A 24,410-nucleotide genomic window follows, 5' to 3' on the forward strand; every position below is an offset into this window, starting at 1 on the left:
TGGTGGGCGCGGGTCAGCGGGCGGCGGCGACCGGGTGGTGACAGGCGGCGGCCCGCTCGCCCGAGTGCGGAGAACTGCCCGGTTGTGCACGGCAGTCGGCGTCCGCCAGCGGGCAGCGGTGGGCGAAGACGCAGGCGCCGGGATCGGCCGCCCAGACCGGCACCTCACCGGGCGGCCCCGGCCGCTCGCGCCGCTTCGACGGATCGCGGTCCACGCGGGGCGCGGACGCGGTGAGCAGCGCGGTGTACGGGTGCAGCGGGCGGGCCAGCACATCGGCGGTCGGGCCCTGTTCGACCAGCCGCCCCCGGTACAGCACCGCGATCCGGTCGGCGATCCCGGCCAGCGAGCTGAGGTCGTGCGAGATGACGACGACGGCCACGCCCAGGTCGCGGCGCAACTCGTCCAGCAGCCGCAGCACATGGTTGCGGTTCGAGGCGTCCAGCGCGCTGACCGGCTCGTCCGCCAGCAGCAACGCGGGCCGCGTGACGATCGCCCGCGCCAAGGACACGCGCTGACGCTGGCCGCCGGAGAGCTGGGCCGGAATCCGGCCGCCCAGGGTGCCCGCGTCGAGCCCCACCCGGTGCAGCGCCTCCGCCACCCGGCCGCGCCGCTCGCCGCGCTCCACCCCGGCGACCGCCAACGGCTCGCCCACCAGGTCGTTCACCGTCAGATCCGGGTCCAGCGACCGCAGCGGGTCCTGGAACATGTACTGCACCAGCCCGGACCGCCGGTGGTCGCGCAACTCCCGTCCGCGCAGCGCGCCGACCTCGACGCCCGCCACGCCGATCCGCCCGGCCACCACCGGCGCCAGCCCGACCACGGCCCGCGCCAGCGTCGTCTTACCCGACCCGGTCTCGCCGATCACCCCGAGGATCTGACCGGCCGTCACCTCCAGGTCCACACCGCTCAGCACGGGGGCGCTGTGGCTGTGGCCGGGGCGCCGCTGGTAGGTGACACCGAGCCCTTCGACCTGGAGCGCGGGCGCGGACGCCCGCGTCTCGCGTTCGGCGGCGGGCACCGCGGACGGCGCGACCGGCCGCTCGATGTCCGCCGTGGGCGGGGAGACGTCGGAGACCGGCGCCGTGCGGGCCGCGGGGGTGGTGGTCATGCGGGCACCTCCTGGAGGGGCGGCGGGGACAGGGCGAGTTCCGCGGCGCGCACACAGCGGACACGGCGGCCGTCGGCGGTCGCGGTGAGCGGCACCGGCCGCGTACGGCAGCGGTCCTCGGCGAAGGCGCAGCGGTCGGCGAACCGGCAGCCGATGGGGGCCTCGCCCGCCTCGGGCGGACGGCCGGGGATGACGGCCAGCTCGCGGCGGTTCCAGTCGCCGAGGGAGGCGACGCGCAGCAGCGCGGCGGTGTAGGGGTGCGCGGGGCGGTGGACGACGTCCTGGGTGGGGCCGTCCTCGACGATCTCGCCCGCGTAGAAGACCAGCACCCGGTCGGTGACCTCGGCGACGACGGCCAGGTCGTGGGTGACCAGCAGCAGGGCGAGACCGCGCTCGTCGCGCAACTGGGCCAGCAGATCGAGGACTTCGGCCTGCACGACGGTGTCGAGCGCCGTCGTCGCCTCGTCCGCGACGAGCAGCCGCGGATCGCAGGCGACCGCGATGGCGATCAGGACGCGTTGCAGCATGCCGCCCGACAGCTCGTGCGGGTACCGGTGGTAGACGTCGGCGGGATCGCGCAGGCCGACCGAGGCGAAGAGTTCCACGGCCCGCTCGTGCGCCCGCGCCCGCTTCAGACCGAGGCGTACGCGCAGCGGCTCCGCGAGCTGGCGGCCCACGGTCAGCGCCGGGTTGAGATACGAGGCCGGGTCCTGGAAGACCGCGCCCAGCTCCACCCCGCGCAGCCGCTCCCACTGCCGCTTGTCGAGCGCGGTCAGATCGGTACCGGACGACGAGGCTGCGCCCGACGACTTCCTGGCCGAGGACTTCGCGGCGGACGCCTTGCCGAACGACCGGCTTGTGGGCGACGGGCTTGCGGGCGACGCCTTTCCGGCCGCCGACGCACCCGCCGCCGACCCACCCGCGGCCGAGGCACCGGCCGTCGCCGTACCGACCGCTTCCATACCGTCGGGATCCGCACCGGCCAGCACCGCGCTGCCCGCCGACACCTCGCAGCCGGGCGGCAGCACGCCGAGCAGGGAGCGGCAGGTCAGCGTCTTGCCGCTGCCCGACTCGCCGACGACGCCGACGGCCTCGCCCGCGTGGACGGTGAAGGACACGTCGCGGACGGCCTCGGCGCGACCGCCGGAGACGGTGATGTGCAGCCCGTCCACGGTGAGTACGGGTCCGGTCGCACCGACGGTGCGGGCGCGGCCCGGCTCAGACAGCGACGACACGGTCATCGGCCTTCCTCCCCTGGGGTTCGCGGGCGGCTCGCGGCTCGGCCCCGACATCGGCGCCGCTGTCCCGTACGGCGTCCGCGAGCAGATTGAGCGCGCCGACGGTGATCATGATCAGGACGCCGGGCAGGGCGGGCGCCCACGGCTGCTGGGCGAGATAGCCCAGGTCGCTGGCGAGCATGCCGCCCCAGGTCGGGGCGGGCGGCTGGACGCCGACGCCGAGGAAGGTCAGCGAGGCGACGGTCAGCAGCGCCGTCGCCAGCGCGTGGGCCGTGGTCACGGCGATCGTCGGCAGCACCTTCGCGGCGATGTGGGTCCGCAGGATCCGGCCGCGCGAGGCGCCCATCAGCTCCGCGGCCTCCACGTACTGGGCCTGCTTCAGGCCCAGCGCGGCGGCGCGGGACACCCGGAAGAACAGCGGGGCCAGCAGCACGCCGAGCGCGAGCATCGCCTGGTTGAGGCCGTTGCCGAAGACGCCGATCGCGGCGATGGCGAAGAGGGTGAACGGCAGCGTCATCAGCGCGTCCACCGCGCGCAGCGCGGCCCACTCGAAGCCGCGGCCGAGCCACAGCGACGCGAGGCCCGGCACGACGCCGAGGACCATCGCCGCGCCGACCGACTCGACCGCGCCGAGCACGGAGCGGCCGGTGCCCGCCAGCAGCCTGCTCAGGACGTCCCTGCCGAGGTAGTCCGTCCCCAACAGGTGCGATCCGCTGGGACCTTGGAGCACCCGCGCGGTGTCCTGCGCGAGCGGGTCCTGCGGAGCGATCACCCCGCCGAGCACCGCGAGCAGGGCGACGACGGCGAGTACGGCCAGTGCGAAACGGGCGGCGGGCACCCGTCCGGTGCGGCGCAGCGTCCTCATGAGGCACCGCCACGTGACGCGCCGTCAGCGAGCGCGGCGTCTCCCGATGCCGCGTTCGCCTTGGAACGGCCCCTGCGGGCGGCCGGGTTGAGCGCCAGCAGACCGGCGTTGATCGCGATGTTGGCGAGCAGGACCACCGCCACCGTGACCAGCAGCGTGCCCTGGATGACCGGCACATCGTGCTGCTGTGCGGCCTGGAGGGAGAGCTGCGCGATACCGGGCAGGTTGAAGATCCGCTCGGTGACGACCGCGCCGCCGATCAGCATCGGCACGCTCATGCCGAGGACGGTGAGCGCGGGTCCCGCCGCGTTGCGCAGCACGTGCCCGAAGAGCACCCGCCGGGCCGACAGACCGCGCATCATCGCGCCCGTCACGTAATTCGCCCGCAGCTCCCCAACCAGCGAGGCCCGTAGCTGCCGGGCCACGTTCGCGGCGGCGTCCAGGCTGAGCGCGAAGGCGGGCAGCGCCGCGAAGCGCAGCCACTGCGCCGGATCGTCGCCGAAGGCGGTGTAGCCGCCGGACGGCAGCCACCCGAGCTTCACCGACACCACCGCGATCAGACCGATCGCGACGACGAAGGCCGGCAGCGTACCGAGCACCGAGCAGGCCGCCGTGATCGCGCGGTCCAGCCGCCCGCCGTTGCTGTACGCGGCGGCGATCCCGCCCGCCGCGCCGAGCAGCACGGCGATCACCAGGGCGAGACCGGCGATCGACAGGTCCACCGGCAGCGCCCGGAAGACGCTGTCGGAGACCGGGAGCGTGGTGAACCAGGAGCGCCCGAGATCGCCGGTCAGGGCGTGGCCGAGCCAGCTCACGTACTGCACCGGCAGCGGCCGGTCCAGGCCGAAGGCGTGGTTCATCCGGTCGATGTCGGCGGGCGTGGCGGTCTCGCCGAGCACCGCCGCGCCGGGGTTGGCGTTCGACAGCGCGCCGAGCCCGAAGGTCAGCAGCGACGACAGCAGGAACACGGTGGCGGTGGTGAGCACCGCGGAACCGATCGGCCGCGGCGCGATCAGCGCCCGGCGGGCCCGTGCCGACCGCCGCCGGGGCAGCGCGGCGGCGAGCGCCGTCATCCGACGGTCACCCCTTCGAAGCGCTGCACCACCGTGGTCTCGGGCAGCGCCGACACCCCGCGGGCCCTGGCGAGGATGCGCGGCACCGTGAACAGGAAGACGTTCGGCGTGGTGCGCACCGCGGTGGCGCTCGCGGCCTGGAGGACCTTCGGGTAGTCGGGGGAGTCGAGCGGAGTGCGGGTCACCTTGTCGATGGCGGCGGCCAGCTCCGGCGGGGTGGTGCGGCCCGGATTCATCAACCCCTGCTCACCGAAGAGCACTTGGAACGCCTGCACGGCGGAGTCGCGGCCTGCGAACTGGTCGACGGCCAACTGCCGGTCGTGCTGGATGTAGATGATCTGGGTGAACTGCGCCTCGGGGATGACCTCGATCTTCGCGTTGATCCCGACCTTCTTGAGCTGCGCCTGGATCTGCTCGGGCTCGCCCTGCGCGGCGCCCGTGGTCAGCGTGAGGTCCAGGCCGCCCGCGTGCCCGGCCTCCGCGAGCAACCGCTTGGCCTTCTCCGGGTCGTACGGGAAGAGATTCGCGCTGGCCGGGTCGTACCCCGCGTAACCCTTCGGGAAGGGCTGGTAGCTGACCTCGCCGTGGCCGAACGCCTGGGTCTTCAGCAGCGCCTCACGGTCGATCGCGTACTTCAGCGCCTCGACCACCTTGGGGTCGTCGAACGGCGCCTTGCTGCTGTTCACATCCAGGGTGGCGACCACCATCGAGGGAATGACCTGCACTTCGAGCCCGGCCGCCTTGGCCGCCTCGACCTGGCTGCCCGGGATCTGCGCCACGTTGTACTGCCCCGACTGGAGCGCCGCGACGACCGTGGAGGCGTCGGGCAGCGGGTACAGCTCGAAGTTGTTCAGCTTGATTGACGCCGCGTCCCAGTACGTGGGGTTGCGCCGCAGGACGGCCTTGGCGTTCTGGGTGTACGAGGTCAGCGTGAAGGGTCCCGAGCCGGCCGGTTTGGAGGCGATGCCCGCGGCGTCCGAGGTGAAGGCGGCCGGATTGACGACCATCCCGGTCTTGCCCGCCAGCAGGTTGGGGAGCTGGTAGTCCGCGTGCGTCAGGTCGATCACGACGGTCGTGGCGTTCGGCGCGGACACCGCCTTGACCGAGGTGAGCTGCGGTGCGACCAGCGACTTGGGGTCGGTACGGCCGCGGTCGAGGCTCTTCTTGACGGCGGTGGCGTCCAGCGCGGAGCCGTCGGAGAAGGTCAGTCCGGGACGGAGGGTGAAGGTCACCTGCGTGCCCAGGGCGTTGTACTTCCACGCGCTGGCGAGCGCCGGTACGGCCGCGCCGTGCGGGTCGAGCTTGGTGAGGCCCGCGTAGACCAGGGAGAGCGAGTGCACGTCCCATCCGGCGGAGGAGAAGACCGGGTCCCACGAAGTGGGCAGCGCCCAGCCCCACTTGAGGACGGAGGAGCCCGCGCTGCTCCCCGAGGTACCGCTGCCACTGCCGCAGGCCGCGAGCGCCAGGGCGGCGCCCGCGCCGAGGCCGAGCCCGAGGAAGGAACGTCTGCTCGGGGAGGAGGGAAGAGAACTGGACACGGCGGCACGAATCATGACGAGGCGTCACCTTTCGAGGGTGCGTTTCGAGGGGGTGCCCTCGACGGTGAGGGCGGCGCGACGGGGGCGGCGTACAGCGTGCCGTTCCGCTCGGCGACGGCCAGGAGACCGGCGCGCCGAGGACGGAGGCGGCACGGATCGCGGTGCGGCGCCATGGCGGCGGCACTGGGCGGTGGGCGTGACGGGGGAGTGCCGCGCCGGGGGCGGGTGCCTCAGGCGGTTACGGCGGGGGTCATGGCGTGGACGTCACGGGACGACGGGGCCACGGAAAGACGAGCGGGAGGACGCGTGGGCGGGGCGCACGGGCCTGGACACAGGCCGGCCGATCGGGGGCCTGGGGCCTGGGGTCTGCGGGGCGGTCAGGCGCCGCGCGAGGGCCACGGGCGTACGGTCAGCGACAGAGAGCGCTGCTGGTACGCAGGAAGTCCACGTAGCGGCACACCACACCGGGGTGCGTCGTAAGCATGTGCCCATCCTGACTGCCGGGGTGAGCCGATGTCAATGGACACCAAAAGGTGTCTCATTCGGTGGAACGGTGACCGCGTGCGAAAGACCCGCTGGTCAACGCGGCAGCGGGGGTACGGATACGGGGGCCGGGTATGCCGCGGCCTCGGCCGGGTGGAGCCACAGCGGGCCGTTCCCGGTGGCCACCGGGACGGCCGACGCGGGCGGCGCGACCCCCGGCGCCAGCAGCTCCCACTCCGGCCCGGTCAGGCTGCGGTGGTACGCCAACAGGGCCTCGGCGGACGGCTGTTCGGCTGACACGGACACCCCGGGTGCGACCGCGAGCGCCGCCTCCAGATAGCTCGCCGCCGGACGCCTGCCGGGCACCACGCGACGCCCGAGCGGCCCGGTCAGCACGACGGTGGGCAGCGCGTACCGCAGCTCTCCCGACGGGGTCTCCTTGGCGGTGCCCGGATGCGGCCCCGCCGCTGTGACGGTCAGCACATCGGCCAGCGGGGCGCGCGTCTCGCGGTGGTCGGCCGTCACTGCGGCGAGCACCCGGGGGGAAGCGGCGTCGGCGGCCAGGCGCACGGGGTCGAGACCGGGCACGCCGTCGGCGGCGGCCAGCGCCAGGTCCAGTGTGTCGGCGGGCTCGCCGGTCACGAACATCGTCTCGCGCAGCCGCCGCAGCACCCGGTCGGCCACCTGTCCGCCCTGCGCCTCGGCCGCCTTGGCGACCAGCGAGGCGGGCCAGCTCGTCGCCGCCACCCGGCTCAGCCGCACCGCGTGCGGAGCCCCTGTGTGCCCGCTGATCTCCCGGACGAAGCCCTCGTACCACCGGGTCTCGGCCGCCGGATCGGGCGCCGGGTCGTCGTCGGTGTCGAAGAGGATGCCGAACACCCGCCGCCATGACGCCTGTTCGCCGAGCGCGGCCCGCAGCGCGCGGAAGACGGGCTCGGAGCCCCACGCCCACGGACAGAGCGGATCGGTGTACTCGGTGACCTGGAGGCGGTCGGTGCCACCGGGCAGCGGGGGACCGGTCATGCCACGCCCGCCAGGCGGTCCTCGCCCGCCGAAGGGGCGGCCGGAGCGGCGATCGAAGCGGCGTCCGGCGCGGCGGCCTGTGCGCCGCCGGCCGCGGCCGACCCGGACGGCAGCAGCGCGGCGATCGTCACCCCGGCCAGTACGGCGGCGGCGCCCTCCTCGATCGTGCGCCACACACTCGGCAGGCCCGTGGCGGGCGTCGGATAGGCCAGCTCGGCCAACGGCTCGCCGCGCAGCGTGATCACCTCGCCGTCCACGGCGCGCACCACGTCGAGCAGCGTGATCTCGGCGGCGGGTCTGGTCAGCCAGTAGCCGCCCTCACAGCCGCGCTGGCTGCGCACCAGCCCCGCCCGCCGCAGCTCGCCGACCACGGACTTCAGGAATCGGAACGGAATCTCCTGCGAGGAGGCGATGGCCTCGCAGGTCAGCGGGCGGTCGATGTCGCAGGCCAGCTCCATGAGGGCCCGCGCGGCGTAGTCCGCCTTCGCGGAGATATGCATGGCTCCAGTATGGCGCGCCGGACGGCGGAAGTCGGCACCGCGGGCGGCTCCACCGGCCACGGAAGGGTGCGTCTGTGCAGGTGAGCCGTAATGGACACCTCTTGACATCTTTTCCGGGCGCCCTCTAGCGTCGTCTGCCATGAGCGATCAGCCGACCATCGCCGGTGAGGGATTCCATCCGCATCTCCCGGCCGGTTCCGACCCTTCGCACGGCTCGCTGCGCAGCCGACTGCACCACATCAAGGCCGACGGCCTCGACGGCGACACCGCGCAGACCGGCGGCATGCGGCGGTTCGCGGCGATCAGCGGCGGGACCGTCGGGTCCGAGCGGCTGTGGATGGGCCAGACCCATGTCGCCCCCGCCACCGCCTCCTCCGACCACCACCACGGCGAGTCGGAGACCGCGATCTATGTCGTCAGCGGACGCCCGGAGTTCGTCTTCGTGGACGACTCCGGCGGCGAGCCCGAGGAGGTACGGCTGCGCGCCGCGCCCGGCGACTACATCTTCGTACCCCCCTTCGTGCCGCACCGCGAGGAGAACCCGGACGACTCCGAGGAGGCCGTGGTCGTCATCGCCCGCAGCACCCAGGAAGCGATCGTGGTGAACCTCCCGAGCCTGTACGCGCTTCCGGGTGACGGCTCCTGACGAGCCGTCACTCGGAAGGTCACGCGAAGCGGTCACCGAGACCGGTCACCGGGGGCCGGTGCCGTCACGTGTGTCCGAGACCGGCGGCCGGGGTCAGTCGTTGACCAGGTCGAACTCCTCCCAGGGGCCGATCGCCGCACGGTTGGCGATCAGGGCGGCGGCGCCCGCGTTCTCCGCCGTCACGTACTGATGGTTGGAGTGGGCGCGCAGCGTCACCGCGCCGTCCGGGTCGTGGATCAGGTCGAAGGTCTCGGCGGCGCCGATGGTACTGCTGCTCGCGATCAGCGCACCGGCCCCGGAGTTGGGGGTGGTCACGTACTTGTTGTTGGCGTGCGCCCGCAGCGCGACCGTCCCTGAACCGAGGTCGATCGCGTCGAAGGTCTCCCAGGGGCCGATCGCCGTACGGTTGGCGATGAGCGCCGCCGCGCCCGCGCTTTCCGCCGTCACGTACTGGCTGTTGGCGTGCGCCTTGAGGCTGATCGTGGTGCTCTGGCCCGGATTCCCCGTCCCGCCGCCCGGGATGGTGGTCTGGCCGGTGAGGCGGATGTCGCGGGAGGAGGAGCCGACGTAGACGGCGTTGGTGCCGGCCGCGTTGGTCCAGGTGGTGGTCCAGTACTGGAAGCTGCGGGCGTCCAGGGTGACCGTGACGTGCTGGCTCTGGCCGGGGTTGAGGCTGACCCGCTGGAAGCCGCGCAGGTTCTTGGGCGGTTCGCCGGTCGTGGCGGGCTGTCCGACGTAGACCTGGGCGACCTCGGCGCCCGCTCGTGTGCCGGTGTTGGTGACGTCGAAGCCGACGGCCACGTTGCCGTTCGCGTCGGGCGCGCCGACCGTCAGGCCCGAGTAGCCGAAGGTCGTGTACGACAGGCCGAAGCCGAACGGGTAGGCCGGGGTCTTGTTCTGCGAGTCGTACCAGCGGTAGCCGACGTTGATGCCCTCGCTGTACTGCACGGTGTTGTTCTGGCCGGGCCATTGGGCCGGGGTGTGGGCGGGGACGTCCGCGAGGGAGGCGGGGAAGGTCACCGGCAGCTTGCCGGAGAAGTTGACGTCGCCGTAGAGGAGCCGGGCGATGGCGTTGCCGTCCTCCTGGCCCGGATACCAGTTCTCGATGATGCCCCGGACGGAGTTGGCCCACGGCATGGCGATCGCCGAGCCGCTGTTGACGACCACGATGGTGTTGGGGTTGGCCGCCGCCACATCGGTGACGAGCTGGTTCTGGTCGCCGGACAGCGAGATGTCGTTGATGTCGGCGCCTTCGCCCTCGCCCTTGTTCACGAAGACGATCGCGGTGTCCGCGTTGCGCGCCGCCGTGACGGCCTCGCCGTGCAGGTCCTGGTTGGGGATCTGCCAGCCCAGTTCCAGCTCGCTGCCGCCGCCGTCCTGGAAGTAGTCGATCTCGACGCTGACCGGCTGGCCCGCGGTGAGCGTCACCGTGCCCGTCTTCGTGGTGGTCGGCTGATTCGCCCAGTTGTTGATGATCTGCTGGCCGTTGACGAACAGCCTGCTGCCGTCGTCACTGGTCAGGGCGAAGGTGTACGTGCCGGTGGTCGGCGGGGTCAGCGTGCCGGTCCACTTCGCCGACCAGCCGGTCGCCGGGACACCGGACGCCGGAGAGGCGCCGCCCCACAGGAAGTTCAGCGTCGGGTCGACTCGCGAGAGGACCGGCGTGCCGCCCATCGACGTCCCGTTGTAGAACTGCCCGTACAGGCCGTGGCCGCTGCCCGAAGAGGGCGTCAGATACGGGCTGTCGACGATCTCGCCGCTCGGGGAGGCGTACCCCTGGGCGTAGTTGACGCTCGCGCCGCTGCCCGCGCGGGTGACCAGCGCCGAGTACGGGGTCACGACCGAGGACGAGCCGACGTGCGTGCTGCCGCCGCCCGCCGTCATGGCGTTGGGACCCGCGTCGTCGCCGATCACGGCGATCTTCTTGTTCGCGGAGCCCAGCGGCAGCGCGGCGGAGGCGTTCTTCAGCAGGACGCTGCCCTCCTCGGCGACCTGCCGGGCCGTGGTCCGGTGCGCGTCCGTGCTGACCGGCGTGGTGATCGTGCCGGTCTGCGTGGTGTCGAAGAGCCCGGAGGCGAACATCGCGGTGAGGATGCGGCGGACGTGCCCGTCGAGCGTGGCCTGCGAGACCTGGCCGGAGGCCACCGCGTTGGTGAGCGCCGTGCCGTAGAAGTCGCTGCCGTTCATCTCCATGTCCAGGCCGTTGTTGGCCGAGGCGACCGTGGAGTGGGTGCCGCCCCAGTCGGAGGTGACGAAGCCGGTGAAGCCGAGGTCGCCCTCCAGCACCTGCTGGATCAACTGGGCGTTCTCGCAGGCGAAGGTGCCCGCGACCGAGGCGTAGGAACACATCACCGAGTACGCCTGGCCTTGCTTGACGGCGGCCTCGAAGGCGGGCAGGTAGATCTCCCGCTGGGTACGGTCGGACATGATGACGTTGTCCGAGGCGTTGTTGCGGTTGGTCTCCTGGTTGTAGTCCGCGTAGTGCTTGACCTGGGCCATCGGGCCCTGGCTCTGGATGCCCTGGATGTCGGCTGCGCCCAACTGGCCTGTCAGATACGGGTCTTCGCCCAGTGACTCGAAGGCGCGGCCCCAGCGCGGGTCGCGCACGATGTTGATCGTCGGGCCGAGCACCACGTTGGCGCCCTTGCCCCACTCCTCGTTGCCGATCACCTGGCCGTAGCTCTTGGCCAGGTCGCGGTCCCAGGAGGCCGCGGCGGCCACCGGGGCCGGGAGCTGTGTGACGCCGCCCGCGCCGTCCGCGACGCCCGCCGGGCCGTCCTGGAGGCGTAACTGGGGTATGCCGAGACGGGTGTTGGCGTCCACGCAGGCGCCCCATGAGCACTGCGCGCCGCCGTGCATCATCGTGATCTTCTCGGCGTTGGTCATCTGCGCCAGCAGAGCGTCGGCGCGCTGCGCGGGGGTGTCGGCCGCGCTCATCCACGGCCGGGCGTCGACCGCCGACGCGGACTGCGCGGGCAGGGGTCCGGCGGTCAGCGCGGCCAGCGCGGCGACCGCGATGGCGAGCACGCTGGAGAGCAGGGGGCGTCGTCTCATCGCCACTCCGTTCGGGTTCGGCGGGCGGTGTGGGGTGCCGCCCGTGCCAGGGGGGATGGAGCCCAAGAGTGCTCACCGAGGATTGTGCTCAACTTGCGCACAGGTCAAGGGTTATTGCAGATTCGACGCCGCCATATTGCGTGAAGTCGGCCGCTACGACCGCCTGTTGCGTCCGCGACTGACCTGATTAGGTGCGATCCCGAACACCCGGAGTCGGCCCGAGACGGCGCGCGCGAGCGGCCCGAGACGGCACGCGCCGAGCGGCCCGAGCCCGCGCGCGCCGAGCGGCCCGGACCCGTACGGCCCGCTCCCGGACATGCGGAAGGGCCGCCGCCCTGAACAGGGCGGCGGCCCCTCGCACTCGGTGGTGCCCGTAGGCGCGCCTGTGGGGCGACGCGCCTACGGGGTCTCAGGCGCCATGACGGCCTTCGTCATGGGGTTACGGGTACGACGTCACCGTGGACGGTACGGTCGAGGTGCCCGACGTGCCCGGCCCGGTGTTGTTGATGACGTGGGCGTATTGGCCCATGCCGCCGAGCGAGACGACCAACAGGTCGTGGAACTTCACGCCCGCCGTGGTCGGTGCCTCGAAGCCGTGGTCCTGGATGATCGACGGATCGGCCGTGTAGTTGCAGTAGCTGCCGAGACCCCAGCCCTCGTGGGTGGTGACGTTGTCGTCCACCTTGTAGGCCGCGAACCCGCGGATACTGCCGTTCTGGACCGCCGCCTGGTTCGGGGCGTCGTAGGCCTTCTCGTTCTGGAAGAAGATCGTCCTGCCGTTCTGACCGGACCACTCCACGTCGTACTTCTTGAAGTGCTCCACGAACAGGCCGGTCGCCAGCACGTTGTTGCCGTTGACCTTCAGACCGATGTCGGCCGGGTTGACGTTCCAGCCGGTCGGCGCGCTGCCGTGGTCGGCACGCCAGATCCAGGTGTGGTCGATGATGACGTCATTGCTGTTGATCTCGAACGCGGTCTGGGCCTGAGCGGCGCGCGCGCCGCCGACCCGGGCGAACACGTCCTGGACCGTGGTCGGGTTGGCCGAGTGGTTCGCGGACGAACCGGGCGCGCCGACCTGGAGGAGCTGCGGCGAGTTGCCCGCACCGGCGTCGATCAGGAAGCTCGCCAGCCGGACGCCGTCCACGTCGGCGACCTTCACCGCGTCCACGCCGTTGTCCGGGACGACCGTGGCGTAGCCGAGGCCGAGGACGACGGTGTTGGCGCGCGTGACGTTGATCGGCTGGTCCACGTGGTAGATGCCCGGAGTGAGCAGCAGGTTCAGCCCCTGTGCGAGCGCCGCGTTGATGGTCGCCGCGGAGTCGCCGGGGTGCGCCACGTAGAACTGCGTCAGCGGGATCGACGTACCCGGCGTGTTGGGCCAGGAGGTGCCGCTCGCGTTCTGCCGCAGGCTCGGCACGAACACCGAGTAGTTGTTGCCGTCCAGGTACATGTACGGCTTCTCACGCGACTCCGGCGTCGTGGCCAGCGTCGTGTAGACCGGGTTCGGGAAGCCCTGCGCCGGAGCGCCCTTCACACCCGAGAACACCATGTTCCACACGCCGTTGGTCCAGCCGCCGATGGAGCTGTCGCGGGTGTACCACTGCTGCTGCGAGTACGGGCCCACGGTGCCGTCGATCTTGCTGTCGGCGATGTAGCCGCCACTCGCCCAGCCGTAACCGGCCGGGGCCAGGTTCAGACCGCCCTGGACGTGGATCCGGCGGAACGGCGCGGCCTGCGCGACGGCCCAGCGGTCGTCGCCGCTGACCGGCTTGATGGCCAGGTTCTCCACCGAGCGCCAGAAGTTCTGCGTCGCGTTGCCGTTGAACCAGCCCGCGTCGACGGTGATGTCACCGTTGATCTGGACGTCGTCCGGGTTCTTGCCCAGGCCGGAGACCGAGGTGTAGAAGCCGACCTGGTCGTTGATGCCGTTGTACGTACCCGGCTTGAAGAAGACCTGGTAGCGGGCGTCACCGAACTGGTTGGACTCCTGCTGGGCGAAGATCTGGTCGAGCTGGCCCTGGAGGTTGGGCGTGGACGGGTCGAAGACCTTGACGTTGGGGCCGAGGTCGCCGCCGCCCTGGATCGGGCCGGTGCCGCCACCGCCGCTGCCCGCGGTGCCGAACACCTGGAACTCCCACAGGGAGTAGCCGTATCCGGTGGCGCGGACCGTGCCGTACACCCGGACGTAGCGCCCGGTGCCGGTCACGGTGAGCGTCTGGTTGCCGCCCGTGCCGGTGGTGGTGGAGTAGATGTCGGTCCAGTTCGTGCCGTCGGCCGAGGTCTGGATCTTGAAGGACTTGGCGTACGCCGCCTCCCAGTTGAGCGCGACCGAGCTGATGGTCGCGGACGCGCCCAGGTCGACCTGGAGCCACTGCGGGTCGCTGGCCGCGCTGGACCAGCGGGTGCCGGCGTTGCCGTCGACCGCGGCCGAGGCGGGCGTGCCCGCGTTCTCGGTCGAGGACGCGGTGGCGGTCTTGCCCTGCGAGAGCAGCGTCCCGGTGGCCGGCGGGTTGCCCCCGCCGCCCGTGCTGCCGTAGACCTGGAACTCCCAGAGCGAGTAACCGTAACCGGTCGCGCGCGCCGTACCGTACATACGGACATAACGCCCGGAAGCGTTTACGGCGACTGTCTGGACACCACCGGTCGCGGTGGTGGTGGAGTAGGCGTCGGTCCAGTTCGTGCCGTCGGCCGAGGTCTGGATCTTGAACGCCTTGGCGTACGCCGCCTCCCAGTTGAGGGTGACGGAGCTGATGGTCGCCGTGGCGCCGAGGTCGACCTGGAGCCACTGCGGGTCGGAGGCGGCGCTGGACCAGCGGGTGCCGGTGTTGCCGTCGACCGCGGCCGAGGCGGGCGTGCCCGCGTTCTCGGTCGACGACGCCGTCGCGGTCTTGCCCTGGGAGAGCAGTGTGTCCGCCGCGCGGGCCGAGTGCGAGGGTACGAAGAGGAGCAACGAGGCGATCAGGGCCGTGATGATCGCCGCGGCGGTGTTACGCCGATTCGCCGGTGCTGATGGTCTCAGCGCCGTCGAGCCGGAGGGGGGAGCGAGCATGAGCAACTCTCCTGGTTCCACACGTGGGGGGGCAGGGGTCGGTGATCGTCAGGCCGAACTGCGGTGGCCGGACGACAGGATGCTGCTGAAACGGTGAAGTCCGGGCGGGCGCCCACCTGTTGAGGTGAGAGCGCTCTCCCGGGTGCACACCGCGATGGTTCTCCCTGTGTTTCATCCATGTCAAGAGTTGTGCACAGAGTGCGTCCTCCCGAATGGGGAAGCTCCAGAAATCCGGGCAAAGCCGTCGTAGCTGGTGACACAAGTTGAACGCACTGCGGTGACCAGCGGGTATGTCAGGACGTCTCCGCGCGGCAGGCCGCTTGACGCGCCGTCGCACCTCGCCCGCACCCCGGTCCGACCCGGAAACGCTTCCGTATACCTTCAGAGCATGAAGCCGCAGTGGACTGCGGTGGTATGTGCGGCGGATGGCGAAAAGGGCCGTTCCCGGCGCGCGCGAGGCGCACCGGGAACGGCCCTGGGGCAGAGCGTCGGATCAGACCGCGGTGGTCGAACGGCGACGGCCGCGGCGGGCGTAGTAGAGCGCCCCGCCGCCGACGAGCAGTACGCCCGCGGTGATGCCCAGTGGCAGGACCGGGGAGGTGCCGCCGGTCTCCGCGAGGGTCTGCGTGGAGGCGTCGTTGTGGCCGCCGGACGAGTCGCCCGAGTGCGAACCGCCGTTGGAGCCGCCGGAGTTCGCCCCGCCGGAGTTCGCGCCGCCCGAGTTCGCGCCGCCCGAGGAGGAGCCGCCGGAGGTGCCGTGGCCGCCCCCGCCGTGGGTGTCGATGTCCTTGACCGACTTCACGGAGCCGTCGGCGTTCAGCAGCACCTGCTTGTTGTTCGGGTGCTTGAAGTCGAACGCGCCGGTCAGCGAGTTGGCGCGGCTGTCGAAGGACGCGTCACCGACCCGGCCGGTCTTCCAGTTGTCCTCGATGAACCTGGTGATCGACGCCTGCTCGGTGCGGGTGTGGTCGACCGAATTCACCTTGCTGTACGGGGAGATGACCAGCAGCGGCTGCCGGGTGCCGGGGCCGCAGCGGTCCGCGTAGCCACCGGCCGACGCGGGACCCGCCTGGCACGCCGGGCTGTCGACGGCCTTGCCGTTGGAGCCGACCGTGCTGTCCTTCGAGCCGTTCTGCGGCTTGGCGTACGCGTGGTCGTACCAGCCGTCGGAGTCGTCGTACGCGACGACGACCGCGGTGTCCTTCCAGGAGGACGACGCCTGGACCGCGTTGATCTCCTTGACGAGGAAGTTCTGCTCGTCGGTCGGGTCGGAGTAGGCGGCGTGGCCGTCCTGGTACTCGGCGGCCTTGAGGAAGCTGACGGCGGGCAGGCTGCCCGCCTTGAGCGCGGAGTCGAAGTCGGTCAGGTCGTAGTTGTGGTTCGCCTGGCCGTTGTGCCCGATCTCGGCGGTGTTCTTCGGCGCGAGGTGGTGCGGGTTCGACGTCGACGCGTAGTACTGGAACGGCGAGTGGTGCGGGCTGTAGTCGACCGAGGACGCGCCGGCGATGTTGGCGTGCGTGGAGTTGGCGCAGCTCGCGTAGTCGCCGCTCTTGCCGTCCCACGCGGTGGAGGGACGGAAGCCGCCCTGGAACCAGCCCCAGGTGACCTTCTTGGAGTTCAGCAGGTCGCCGACGTTCTTGCCGCGCATGACCGCCAGCGCGTTGGTGCCGGTGTGGCTGTTGTCCGAGCAGTCGTCGAACGCCGGGTCGGGGTCGTTGATGACCGTGCCGACGCCCTTGGCGTCGGGGGAGACCACCGTGTACGCGTCCGGCTTCGCCGTCTGCTTCGGGTGCTCGGTGCCCGAGGCCGGGTCGACCGAGATGACACCGTGCGTCTGACCGGAGATCAGATTGAGCGCGCCCGGCGTGGACGGACCGTACGTGGAGCTGTACGAGTTGTCGCCCAGCGAGTAGTGCTGCGCGTAGTTCCACAGGCCCGTGACGGTGTTGCCGTCGTAGTAGTCCATCACCAGACCGGGCTCGCCGAACAGGCCGCCAGAACACTTGCTGGTCTCGGTGTTCTGGACGTATGCGTCGGCCTTGCCGCCGTTGGCCGCGTACTGCTCGGGCCCGTAGTTGTGGTTCTGGTCGCAGGTCACGGCCTGGTCGGGGGAGAGCCGCTTGGGCGCGTACTGGTTCGGGTTGGTCTTGAGCAGACCGGCGTGCGCGAGGGTGTCGATGTTCTTCGGCGTGTTCCCGGCCGCCGTGAACTTCGTGCCGTCGGTGTTCGCCGCGGCAGGGTAGCTGCCGAAGTAGTGGTCGAAGGAGACGTTCTCCTGGAAGATCACCACCAGGTGCTTGATCGGCGTCTCGGTGCCGCCACCGCCGTTGTGCGACGGGGAGTCAGCCAGGGCCGGCGCCGCCGTCCCGCCCATCAGCACGAGCGCCGCAGCTCCGGCGAACGCCCCCCACCGGGCGGCCCGTACGCGCGGGCCCGCCCCTCTGCTCCTGCCAGAACCGCTTGTGGTGCTCATACTTTCTCAGCCTCCGCTAAGTGCCGCGTCGCGCGTGCCGCTGTCATTCGTGCACGGTGTCGAACGCGATCGTCATGGCGGTCCGCGACATGACAAAGGCACAGCGGTGGAGGCGGGGTGAACAGCGGGTCAGTAAAATCTTAGGAAGCCTTGACCCCGCTTTTACACTCTGAGCTGCGGTTTCAGGCGAGCAGCCCGCTGCCGAGCCAGTCGGACCGGTTGCGCACTCCCGGCAGGACGAAGAAATAGCCGCCGCCGAACGGGGTGATGTAGTCCACCAGCGGCTCACCTGCGAGGCGCTTTTGCACCGTCGCGAACTGCCGCTCGATGTCCTGCTGATAACAGACGAAGATCAGCCCCATGTCGAGGTTGCCATTGCTGTCCATACCCCGGTCGTAGTTGTAACCACGGCGCAGAATACGGGACTTGTCGGTGCGCGCGGTGCGCGGATTGGCGACCCGGATATGGCTGTCCAACGGGATCACATCGCCGGTCGGATCCTGCGCGAATCGCGGTGTGTCGAATTCCCTGGTCCCGTCGAGCGGCGCGCCGGTGTCCCGGCTGCGGCCGAACATCCGCTCCTGTTCGGTGATCGAGACCCGGTCCCAGAACTCCACCAGCATCCGGATCGTCCGCACCACCTGGTACGTGCCTCCGGTCGTCCAGGCGGGCTCGCCGCCGCCCCCGGCGCCCCGCACCCAGAGCAGCTCGTTCGCGGTGGCCGGATCGCTGATGTCCGGATTGGAGGTGCCGTCCTTGAAACCCATGTGGTTGCGCGGTGTGCCGCTGGGCCGCGGCGGGCTGGTGAAACCGTCCAGCCGCCAGCGCACCTGCATCCCGCCGCGGGTGTGCCGGGCGATGTCGCGCAGCGCGTGCAGCGCCGTGTCCGGGTGCGGCGCGGAGAGCTGGAGGCTCAGGTCCCCGTGGCACCAGCCGGGTTGGAGGTCGTCGTCCTCGAACGCGGGCATCGTGCTCAGCCGCAGCGGCTTGCGGTCCTTGAGTCCGAACCGCTCGTCGAAGAGCGACGCGCCCACCCCGACGGTGACGGTCAGACCGTCGCCCGGCACCTTCGGGCCCAGCGTGCCGCTGTCCGACGGCGAGTCCGTGATGCCGAGCGCCGCGGGTGTGCCGCCGCCGGTCAGGAACCTCGCCCGGTCGGTGACGGTGTGCAGCAGCTCGGTCAGTTCACGCCGGTCGGCGGCGGTGACGTCGAAGGACAGGAAGAGCGAGGACTGCTGCACCGGTCGCGTGACGCCCGCCTGGTGCGGGCCGTGGAAGTCGGCGTTCGCGCGTGCCGCCGGGGCCGGGGCCGGGCCGGCGGCGGAAGCGGTCGCGCCCGTCAGCGCGGCGGCGCCACCGGCCACCGCGCCGACGGCGCCCACACCGAGCGCCGCGCCGCGCAGAAAGCCGCGCCGCCGCAGGTCGCCCGCGCCCGCCACGGGCCCGTGCGTGTCCGTCATGCCGTCCTCCGTACATCGAAGATCGTCGCCACCGGGGCGAGTTGTTCGAGCAGATCGCCGAAGTCGGCGTTGATCCGCTGGCGCTGATCGTGTGTCAGCTTGTCGAGCGGCGTCCACGTCCCACCGTGGTGCGCGGCGTCCAGGTCGCGCTCCGCGCGCTTGAGTGACGCGTCGAGCTCGGCGGTCCGCGGGTCACGCGGGGCGAGCAGGGCGTGCAGCCGGTCGAGCAGTTCCTTCGTGCCGTCGAGATTCGCGCGGGCCGTGGCCAGATTCGTACCGCTGCCGTAGTCCGTACGGCCGGTCAGCTCGAACTGCTCGGCGTTCTCCACGATCTCGTGCGCGCGCAGTCCCAGGTCGGCCGGGTCCATCCGCTCCTGCGACCAGCCGTCGCGCAGCGTCGCCACGTCCTTGACCAGCGCGGCGGCCGGGCCGCGCAGCGAGTCGGCGGAGGCGCCGTGCCACAGCCCGTACTCGATCCGGTGGAAGCCGGTGAAGTCCGCGGAGGCGACCGAGCCTGGCGTGAGCGAGGCCGTGCCGTTGATCGCGCCGTCCGCGTCGCCGAAGGTGCCGTACGCGGCGCCCATCCGCTCGTAGACCAGGTGCGCGCTCAGCCAGTCGCGCCGGGCCGCGGTCAGATCGCCGCCGTCGATGTCCGACCTGAGGGCGCCGACGCCGCGGGCGAGGTCGTCGATCCGGGCGCCGACCCACCGCTGGTACGCCAGCGTCGGCGGGATCAGATCGTGCTGGGTGACCGGCACCGCGGCCGGGCCCCGGGGAGCCTTGCCCGGCACGACGACGGTCGGCCCGGTGACCGCGTCGGTGTCCTCCTGGAGGCACTTGAACGCGTACGAGCCGCTGCCCAGGTCCACCGCCATCGGCCGGGTGATGCCCGGCGCCAGGCCCTCCACCTCGCCGTAGACCTTCCCGCTGCGCGGGTCGGTCAGATAGACCTCGGTGGCGCTCGCGCCGGTGTTGCGCAGGTCGAAGACCTGCGTGCCCGGCTTCGGCGTGATCCAGCCCCGGCCGCAGCCGCCCGTGGACGCGTCCACCGCCGTGTGCCGCAGACCGTCCGACGCGGTGGCGGGAGCGGCGTGCTTGTCGGTGTGACCGCCACCGCCGCCGACGGTGAGCACCGCCGCGGTGACCGCTCCCGCGACGGCGAGCCCGGCCGCGGCCACCTGCCACATCGGCACGCGGCGGAGTCGGTTCGGTGGCGGCGGAGCTATGCCGTCTGGTTCGGCGGACACACCGGACCTCCAGATGTCGGTGCAGTGGAACGGGGCGCCGTTCATGCTAAGCACCTCACGACCGCGCACCCACCTGCGCCAAGGTCAGGAATCCACAATTCCCCGGCAGTTCACCCTTGGGTCACATAAGGGCACCCTTACCGGGGTTTTCGGCCGGGTCCCGGCCGGTGAAGTGCCGGTTCGCGCCCGGAGCACCGTAGCGCTTTAGCAGCACCGTCACGCGTAGCGCCTCAGCAGCTCAGCAGGCCCGCGTTGACCTTGGCGGTCAGGATGCGGTGCAGGCTGTCGTCGACCGCGGCGCGCAGCGTCGCGTCCTTCGGGAGCCGGTCGATGACGGCTGCGGTCATCGGGGCGATGTCGCTCGGCCGGACCGTCAGCAGCATGTTGCCGCCCGCGGCGAAGAAGTCCAGCGCGCGCTGCGCGGGGGTACGGTCGCTGACGGCGACGGCCGCGCCGATGTCGTCGGAGATGACCGCGCCCTTGAAGCCGAGCTGGGTGCGCAGCAGGTCGTGCAGGACGATGCGCGAGAAGACCGCCTGGTTGTCGGGGTCGATCTTCGTATAGGTCGCCGACGAGACCATGATGAACGGCGTGCCCGCCTGGATGGCGCTGCGGAACGGCTGGAGGTAGGAGTCGTTACGGGTGGTCACCGTGTCCGTGACGCCCGCCGTCAGGTCGGTGTTGCCGCGGACCCGGCCGAGGCCGGGAAAGTGCTTGGCCGTGGGAACGACCCCGGACTGCCGCATGCCGAGCAGAAACGCGTCGCTGTGCGTGGCGACGGTCGCGGGATCGTTTCCGTACTCCCGGTGCAGCTCGCCGATCGGCGCGTTGACGCCCACCAGATCCGCCGGGACCGTGTCCGCGACCGGTGCCAGGTTCATGTTCACCCCGGCCGCCTTGAGCTGGCCCGCCCACGTCGCCGCCTCCTGCCGGAGCCGCGACGCGGACCACTGACCCTGCGTGACCGCGTTCGGCATGCTGGAGAAGCCGGGGCCGTTGAGCACCTGGACCTCGCCGCCCTCCTGGTCGGTGGAGACCAGCAGCCGCAGATTCGAGCCCTTGACGGAGGTGGCGAGCGTCCGCACCCGGTCGGTGACCCCCTTGACCGCCTGTGTGCCCGCCGAGGTGTGGCCCATCAGAATGACCGCGCCCACCTTGCCCTGCGTGATCGCCGACGCCTCGGAGCCGGTCATCCCGGTGGACGTCACGGCCGACATGAAGAGCTGCCCGACGCGCTGGGCGGTCGACATCGCGCCCGCCGTTCGGTCCACGCAGCTCGCCTGCGCCTTGGTCGTGCTCGCCGCGGGCGGCGGTACGGGAGTGGCGTGCGTCGTGCTGGGCGACGGTGACGCCGACGGACGGGCCGACGTGGCCGTGGTCGTCGGCGCCGCGCTGGGCGACGCCGACGTCGTACCGGGCGCCACGGACGTGGCCGACGTGTCACCGCTCCCGCCCCCGTTGGAACAGGCCGCGACAGTGACCATCAGCCCCACCGCGAGCCCCACCCCACGCCGTCGCGAGCGGGACGTTCGGCTGGCGGCACCAGGAGCAGTCGGCAGACGCACGGGAAGACCTCACACCTTTTTGATCACACGGAAACGGAACGTATGCACTCATCCCCTTCCCCCTGAGGCGCCAGTTGTCTCATGTGACGTGGAGAAACCCCCGCGATGGGTGTGACACGCCCGGCAAGGCCCTTACCAGGGGAAGGCGTCGGAGCGGCCGTCAGCCGTCGGCCGGGTCCGGGGCGGTGGGAGGCGTCGAGCCGGACGTTCCGGTGCCGGATTCGACCTCGGCCAGGCGGCGGAGGAGGAAGCGGCGTTCCGGCGGGGTGGGGGAGAGGGCGATGGCCTCCCGGTAGGCGTCGGCGGCGGCGTCGGAGCGGCCGAGACGGCGCAGCAGGTCGGCGCGGGTGGCGGGGAGCAGGTGGTAGCCGTCGAGTCGGCCGCTCGCGGTGAGGGCGTCGACCAGGGCGAGGCCCGCGGCGGGCCCGCGGGCCATGGCGACGGCGACCGCGCGGTTGAGCTCGACCACGGGGCCCGGCGTCATGCGCGCCAGTTCGCCGTAGAGGAGCGCGATCTGCGGCCAGTCGGTGGCGGCGGCCTCGGCGGCGCTCGCGTGACAGGCGGCGATGGCGGCCTGGACCTGGTACGGCCCCGGGCGGCGGGCGAGCAGGGCGTCCTCCACGACGGCGAGCCCCTCGGCGATCTCGTCCCGGTCCCAGGCCGTACGGTCCTGCTCGTCGAGCGGCACCAGGTCACCGGCCGCGTCGGTACGGGCGGCGGCGCGCGCGTCGTGCAGCAGCATCAGCGCGAGCAGGCCGCGCGCCTCCGGCTCGTACGGCAGCAGCGCGGCCAGCAGCCGGGCCAGCCGGATCGCCTCGGCCGTGACGCGCCGCTGGTCAGCGCTGTCCGCCGTGTCGGCGCCGGGCGCGTAACCGGCGTTGAACAGCAGGTACAGCACGGCGAGTACGGCGGAGGTCCGCTCCGGGAGCAGGTCGCGCGGCGGCACGCGGAAGGGGATGCCCGCGTGCCGGATCTTGCCCTTGGCGCGGGTGAGCCGCTGTCCCATCGTGCCCTCGGGCACCAGGAAGGCCCGCGCGATCTCCGCCGTGCTCAGCCCGGTCAGGGTGCGCAGGGTCAGCGCGACGCGGGACGGCAGCGGCAGCGCGGGGTGGCAGCAGGTGAAGATCAGCCGCAGCCGGTCGTCCGGTACGGGATCGTCGTCGTTCCCGGACGGCGGGAGGGCGTCGTCCACCGGGGTCAGCACGGCCGCCTCCCGCAGCTTGCGTTTCTCGTTCGCCGCCCTGCGCAGCCGGTCCAGGGCGCGGTTGCGGGCGGCGGTGGTCAGCCAGGCACCGGGCCTGCGCGGCACGCCGTCGACCGGCCAGCGCTCCAGCGCCCGCGCGAAGGCGTCCTGCGCGCACTCCTCCGCGAGGTCCCAGTCGCCGGTCATGCCGATCACCGCGGCCACGACCCGGCCCCACTCCTCGGACCAGGCCGCGGCGACGGCTTCCTTGACGGGGTCGGGGCGGCGCGGCCCCGACGGGGGACGCGCCTGTCCGCGGCCGGAGTCCCCGTGCGCCCCGGTCACCGCCCAGGACTCCGCGTCCCGACCCGTCATCGCCTCACTCCGCCCCGCCACCTCGTCAGCCCGCGGTCTGCGTCACTCCGTCCAGAACGGCCGCACCTCGACCATCCCGTACCGCGCCACCGGATGCTTCGCGGCGATCGCGATCGCCTCGTCCAGATCGGCGCAGTCGATGATGTCGAAGCCGCAGATCTGCTCCTTCGTCTCGGCGAAGGGCCCGTCCGTGATCAGCGGCGCGCCGTCCTTGAACCGTACGGTGGTCGCGTCCTGCGCCGGACGGATGCGGCTGCCCAGCAGCCGGGTGCCGGTGCGGGTCGTCTCGGCGACCCACGGCATCGCGTCCATCTCCTCCTCGGGCGCGTCGGCCAGCGATCCGTCGTCGCAGATGAGCAGCAGATACTTCATGGTCCTTCTCCTTCTCCGGTCACTCCGGAGGTCGCGATGCCTCCGGCGGCCACGGGCCTCTTCCTCCCGTGCGTCCACCCCTACGACGATCGGGAACCGCCGGAAACTACACCGGGCGGAAAGAACTTCGGCACGAGCCGCGTCCGCGTCACGCCGCCGCCGTCCAGCCGAGCGCCGAGCGCCGGTGCGGGAACAGCGCCACCGCCACCGCGACCAGCGCCGCACCGGCGATGAGCAGCGGCAGCGCCTGGTGCCCGTGCCCGATCAGCGCGGCACCGGCCAGTGCCCCGAGGAACATCGCCGCCGCCGAGAGCAGCCTGCGCCCCGCCTTGCTCGTCTCGCCGCCCGCCAGGCGGCTGTCCGAGGCCACGCCGGTGATGGTCAGGGTCAGCACCGTGGTCGTCAGGTCGGGCACGGCCAGCCGCCGTACCACCGCGTTCTGCCCGCCCATCGCGAAGCCCAGCAGCACGACCAGGCACCAGCGGCTCCACCCGGCGGCCGGCAGGTCGACCAGCTCGCCGACCACGTAACAGACCAGGACGAGCAGTGCCTGTCCGGCCGTCACCGCGAGCAGCAGCCGCGCCCGGTGCCGCACGACACGGTTGGCCAGCCGCCCCGCGGCCAGCGCGCCCACGGCGAAGGAGAGCAGCGACAGGACGGAGGCGGTCAGCGAGAAGCCGCTGGAACCGGCGAGCGAGAAGGCCATGAAGACGACGTTGCCCGTCATGTTCGCGACGAAGACCCGGCCCAGCGCCAGATAGCTGAAGGCGTCGACCAGCCCGGTCACGACGGTGAGCCCGAGCAGCAGCGGCGGCAGCGGCCCGTGCCGCCCGCCGAAGTCGGGTACGAGCGTGTCGCGGGCCTCGCGGAGCGTGGAGTTCACGGCGGCCGTCCTCCGATCATGCGTTCCCTGGGCGACCCATGGTCCCGCCCCGCAGCCCGTCAGACCCCCCGCCGCGCGGGACCTTCCGCCCTAAGCGGGCCGTTGCCCGTACGAACGCCGTGCATCCGCGCCCGTATGAAGTCGGTCCGCGCCGGTCCGAAAGCCGGGCCGCGCCGGTCTGAAGATCGGTCCGCGCCCGTACCGAAAAGCGGACCGCCCACAGCCGTGCCGGCGCCCGCTCCCGCGCCCGAACGGGCACGTCAGCCGTGCCGCGC

Annotated in this window: 17 protein-coding genes; 1 reads left to right on the forward strand and 16 read right to left on the reverse strand. The window is 71.9% G+C overall.

Annotated elements, in window-relative coordinates; all coding sequences use genetic code 11:
- Positions 1-13: 13 nt before the first annotated feature.
- The 7 genes from ACFZAM_RS35600 to ACFZAM_RS35630 form a co-directional block, all read right to left on the reverse strand.
- Entirely contained in the window at positions 14-1,108 is a 1,095-nt protein-coding gene (locus ACFZAM_RS35600; RefSeq protein ID WP_391052333.1) for an oligopeptide/dipeptide ABC transporter ATP-binding protein, read from the reverse strand.
- Complete coding sequence (locus ACFZAM_RS35605) at positions 1,105-2,343, reverse strand: oligopeptide/dipeptide ABC transporter ATP-binding protein (RefSeq protein ID WP_391052335.1); 1,239 nt, start codon at positions 2,341-2,343, stop codon at positions 1,105-1,107. Before ACFZAM_RS35605 ends, ACFZAM_RS35600 begins: the two co-directional genes overlap by 4 nt.
- On the reverse strand, positions 2,327-3,211 hold the full coding sequence (locus ACFZAM_RS35610; RefSeq protein ID WP_391052338.1) for an ABC transporter permease subunit: 885 nt from the start codon (positions 3,209-3,211) through the stop codon (positions 2,327-2,329). Before ACFZAM_RS35610 ends, ACFZAM_RS35605 begins: the two co-directional genes overlap by 17 nt.
- A complete protein-coding gene (locus ACFZAM_RS35615; RefSeq protein ID WP_355345824.1) occupies positions 3,208-4,284 on the reverse strand; it encodes an ABC transporter permease in 1,077 nt (358 codons plus the stop codon). The genes ACFZAM_RS35610 and ACFZAM_RS35615 overlap by 4 nt, the downstream gene beginning before the upstream one ends.
- Positions 4,281-5,822, reverse strand: coding sequence for an ABC transporter substrate-binding protein (locus tag ACFZAM_RS35620; RefSeq protein ID WP_391052342.1), 1,542 nt, complete (start codon positions 5,820-5,822; stop codon positions 4,281-4,283). The genes ACFZAM_RS35615 and ACFZAM_RS35620 overlap by 4 nt, the downstream gene beginning before the upstream one ends.
- A gap of 579 nt (positions 5,823-6,401) precedes the next feature.
- Positions 6,402-7,328, reverse strand: a complete 927-nt coding sequence (locus ACFZAM_RS35625; protein WP_391052345.1) for a DsbA family protein — start codon at positions 7,326-7,328, stop codon at positions 6,402-6,404.
- Complete coding sequence (locus ACFZAM_RS35630; protein ID WP_391052348.1) at positions 7,325-7,828, reverse strand: Rrf2 family transcriptional regulator; 504 nt, start codon at positions 7,826-7,828, stop codon at positions 7,325-7,327. Before ACFZAM_RS35630 ends, ACFZAM_RS35625 begins: the two co-directional genes overlap by 4 nt.
- A gap of 139 nt (positions 7,829-7,967) precedes the next feature.
- Between ACFZAM_RS35630 and ACFZAM_RS35635 the strand changes: the two genes are divergently transcribed.
- Positions 7,968-8,474, forward strand: a complete 507-nt coding sequence (locus ACFZAM_RS35635) for a cupin domain-containing protein (protein ID WP_355345836.1) — start codon at positions 7,968-7,970, stop codon at positions 8,472-8,474.
- Positions 8,475-8,567: 93 nt separating this feature from the next.
- Here ACFZAM_RS35635 and ACFZAM_RS35640 read toward each other — a convergent pair whose 3' ends face one another.
- The 9 genes from ACFZAM_RS35640 to ACFZAM_RS35680 all read right to left on the reverse strand — a co-directional run bounded on the left by ACFZAM_RS35640 (position 8,568) and on the right by ACFZAM_RS35680 (position 24,135).
- Positions 8,568-11,528 carry a glycoside hydrolase family 3 C-terminal domain-containing protein gene (locus tag ACFZAM_RS35640; protein ID WP_391052351.1) on the reverse strand — a complete coding sequence of 987 codons (2,961 nt, stop codon included), beginning with the start codon at positions 11,526-11,528 and terminating at the stop codon, positions 8,568-8,570.
- 439 nt (positions 11,529-11,967) lie between these two features.
- Complete coding sequence (locus ACFZAM_RS35645) at positions 11,968-14,577, reverse strand: discoidin domain-containing protein (RefSeq protein WP_355345842.1); 2,610 nt, start codon at positions 14,575-14,577, stop codon at positions 11,968-11,970.
- Between the two features lie 493 nt (positions 14,578-15,070).
- The gene (locus ACFZAM_RS35650; RefSeq protein ID WP_391052354.1) at positions 15,071-17,050 is read right to left on the reverse strand and encodes an alkaline phosphatase family protein; all 1,980 of its coding nucleotides are present in this window, start codon (positions 17,048-17,050) and stop codon (positions 15,071-15,073) included.
- A gap of 182 nt (positions 17,051-17,232) precedes the next feature.
- Positions 17,233-18,510, reverse strand: a complete 1,278-nt coding sequence (efeB, locus tag ACFZAM_RS35655; protein WP_391052357.1) for an iron uptake transporter deferrochelatase/peroxidase subunit — start codon at positions 18,508-18,510, stop codon at positions 17,233-17,235.
- Positions 18,507-19,697 carry an imelysin family protein gene (locus tag ACFZAM_RS35660; protein ID WP_391052397.1) on the reverse strand — a complete coding sequence of 397 codons (1,191 nt, stop codon included), beginning with the start codon at positions 19,695-19,697 and terminating at the stop codon, positions 18,507-18,509. Before ACFZAM_RS35660 ends, efeB begins: the two co-directional genes overlap by 4 nt.
- A 290-nt stretch (positions 19,698-19,987) precedes the next feature.
- Entirely contained in the window at positions 19,988-21,241 is a 1,254-nt protein-coding gene (locus tag ACFZAM_RS35665; RefSeq protein ID WP_355345853.1) for a glycoside hydrolase family 3 N-terminal domain-containing protein, read from the reverse strand.
- 241 nt (positions 21,242-21,482) lie between these two features.
- Positions 21,483-22,880: a sigma-70 family RNA polymerase sigma factor gene (locus ACFZAM_RS35670; RefSeq protein WP_391052360.1), complete on the reverse strand. Its 1,398-nt coding sequence runs from the start codon at positions 22,878-22,880 to the stop codon at positions 21,483-21,485.
- 42 nt (positions 22,881-22,922) lie between these two features.
- Positions 22,923-23,252 carry a YciI family protein gene (locus ACFZAM_RS35675; RefSeq protein WP_391052361.1) on the reverse strand — a complete coding sequence of 110 codons (330 nt, stop codon included), beginning with the start codon at positions 23,250-23,252 and terminating at the stop codon, positions 22,923-22,925.
- A 148-nt stretch (positions 23,253-23,400) separates the two neighbouring features.
- Complete coding sequence (locus ACFZAM_RS35680; RefSeq protein ID WP_391052363.1) at positions 23,401-24,135, reverse strand: DUF1275 family protein; 735 nt, start codon at positions 24,133-24,135, stop codon at positions 23,401-23,403.
- Positions 24,136-24,410 lie beyond the last annotated feature (275 nt).

It is taken from the genome of Streptomyces sp. NPDC008079 (assembly GCF_042957385.1).
In the GTDB taxonomy this organism is placed as follows: domain Bacteria; phylum Actinomycetota; class Actinomycetes; order Streptomycetales; family Streptomycetaceae; genus Actinacidiphila.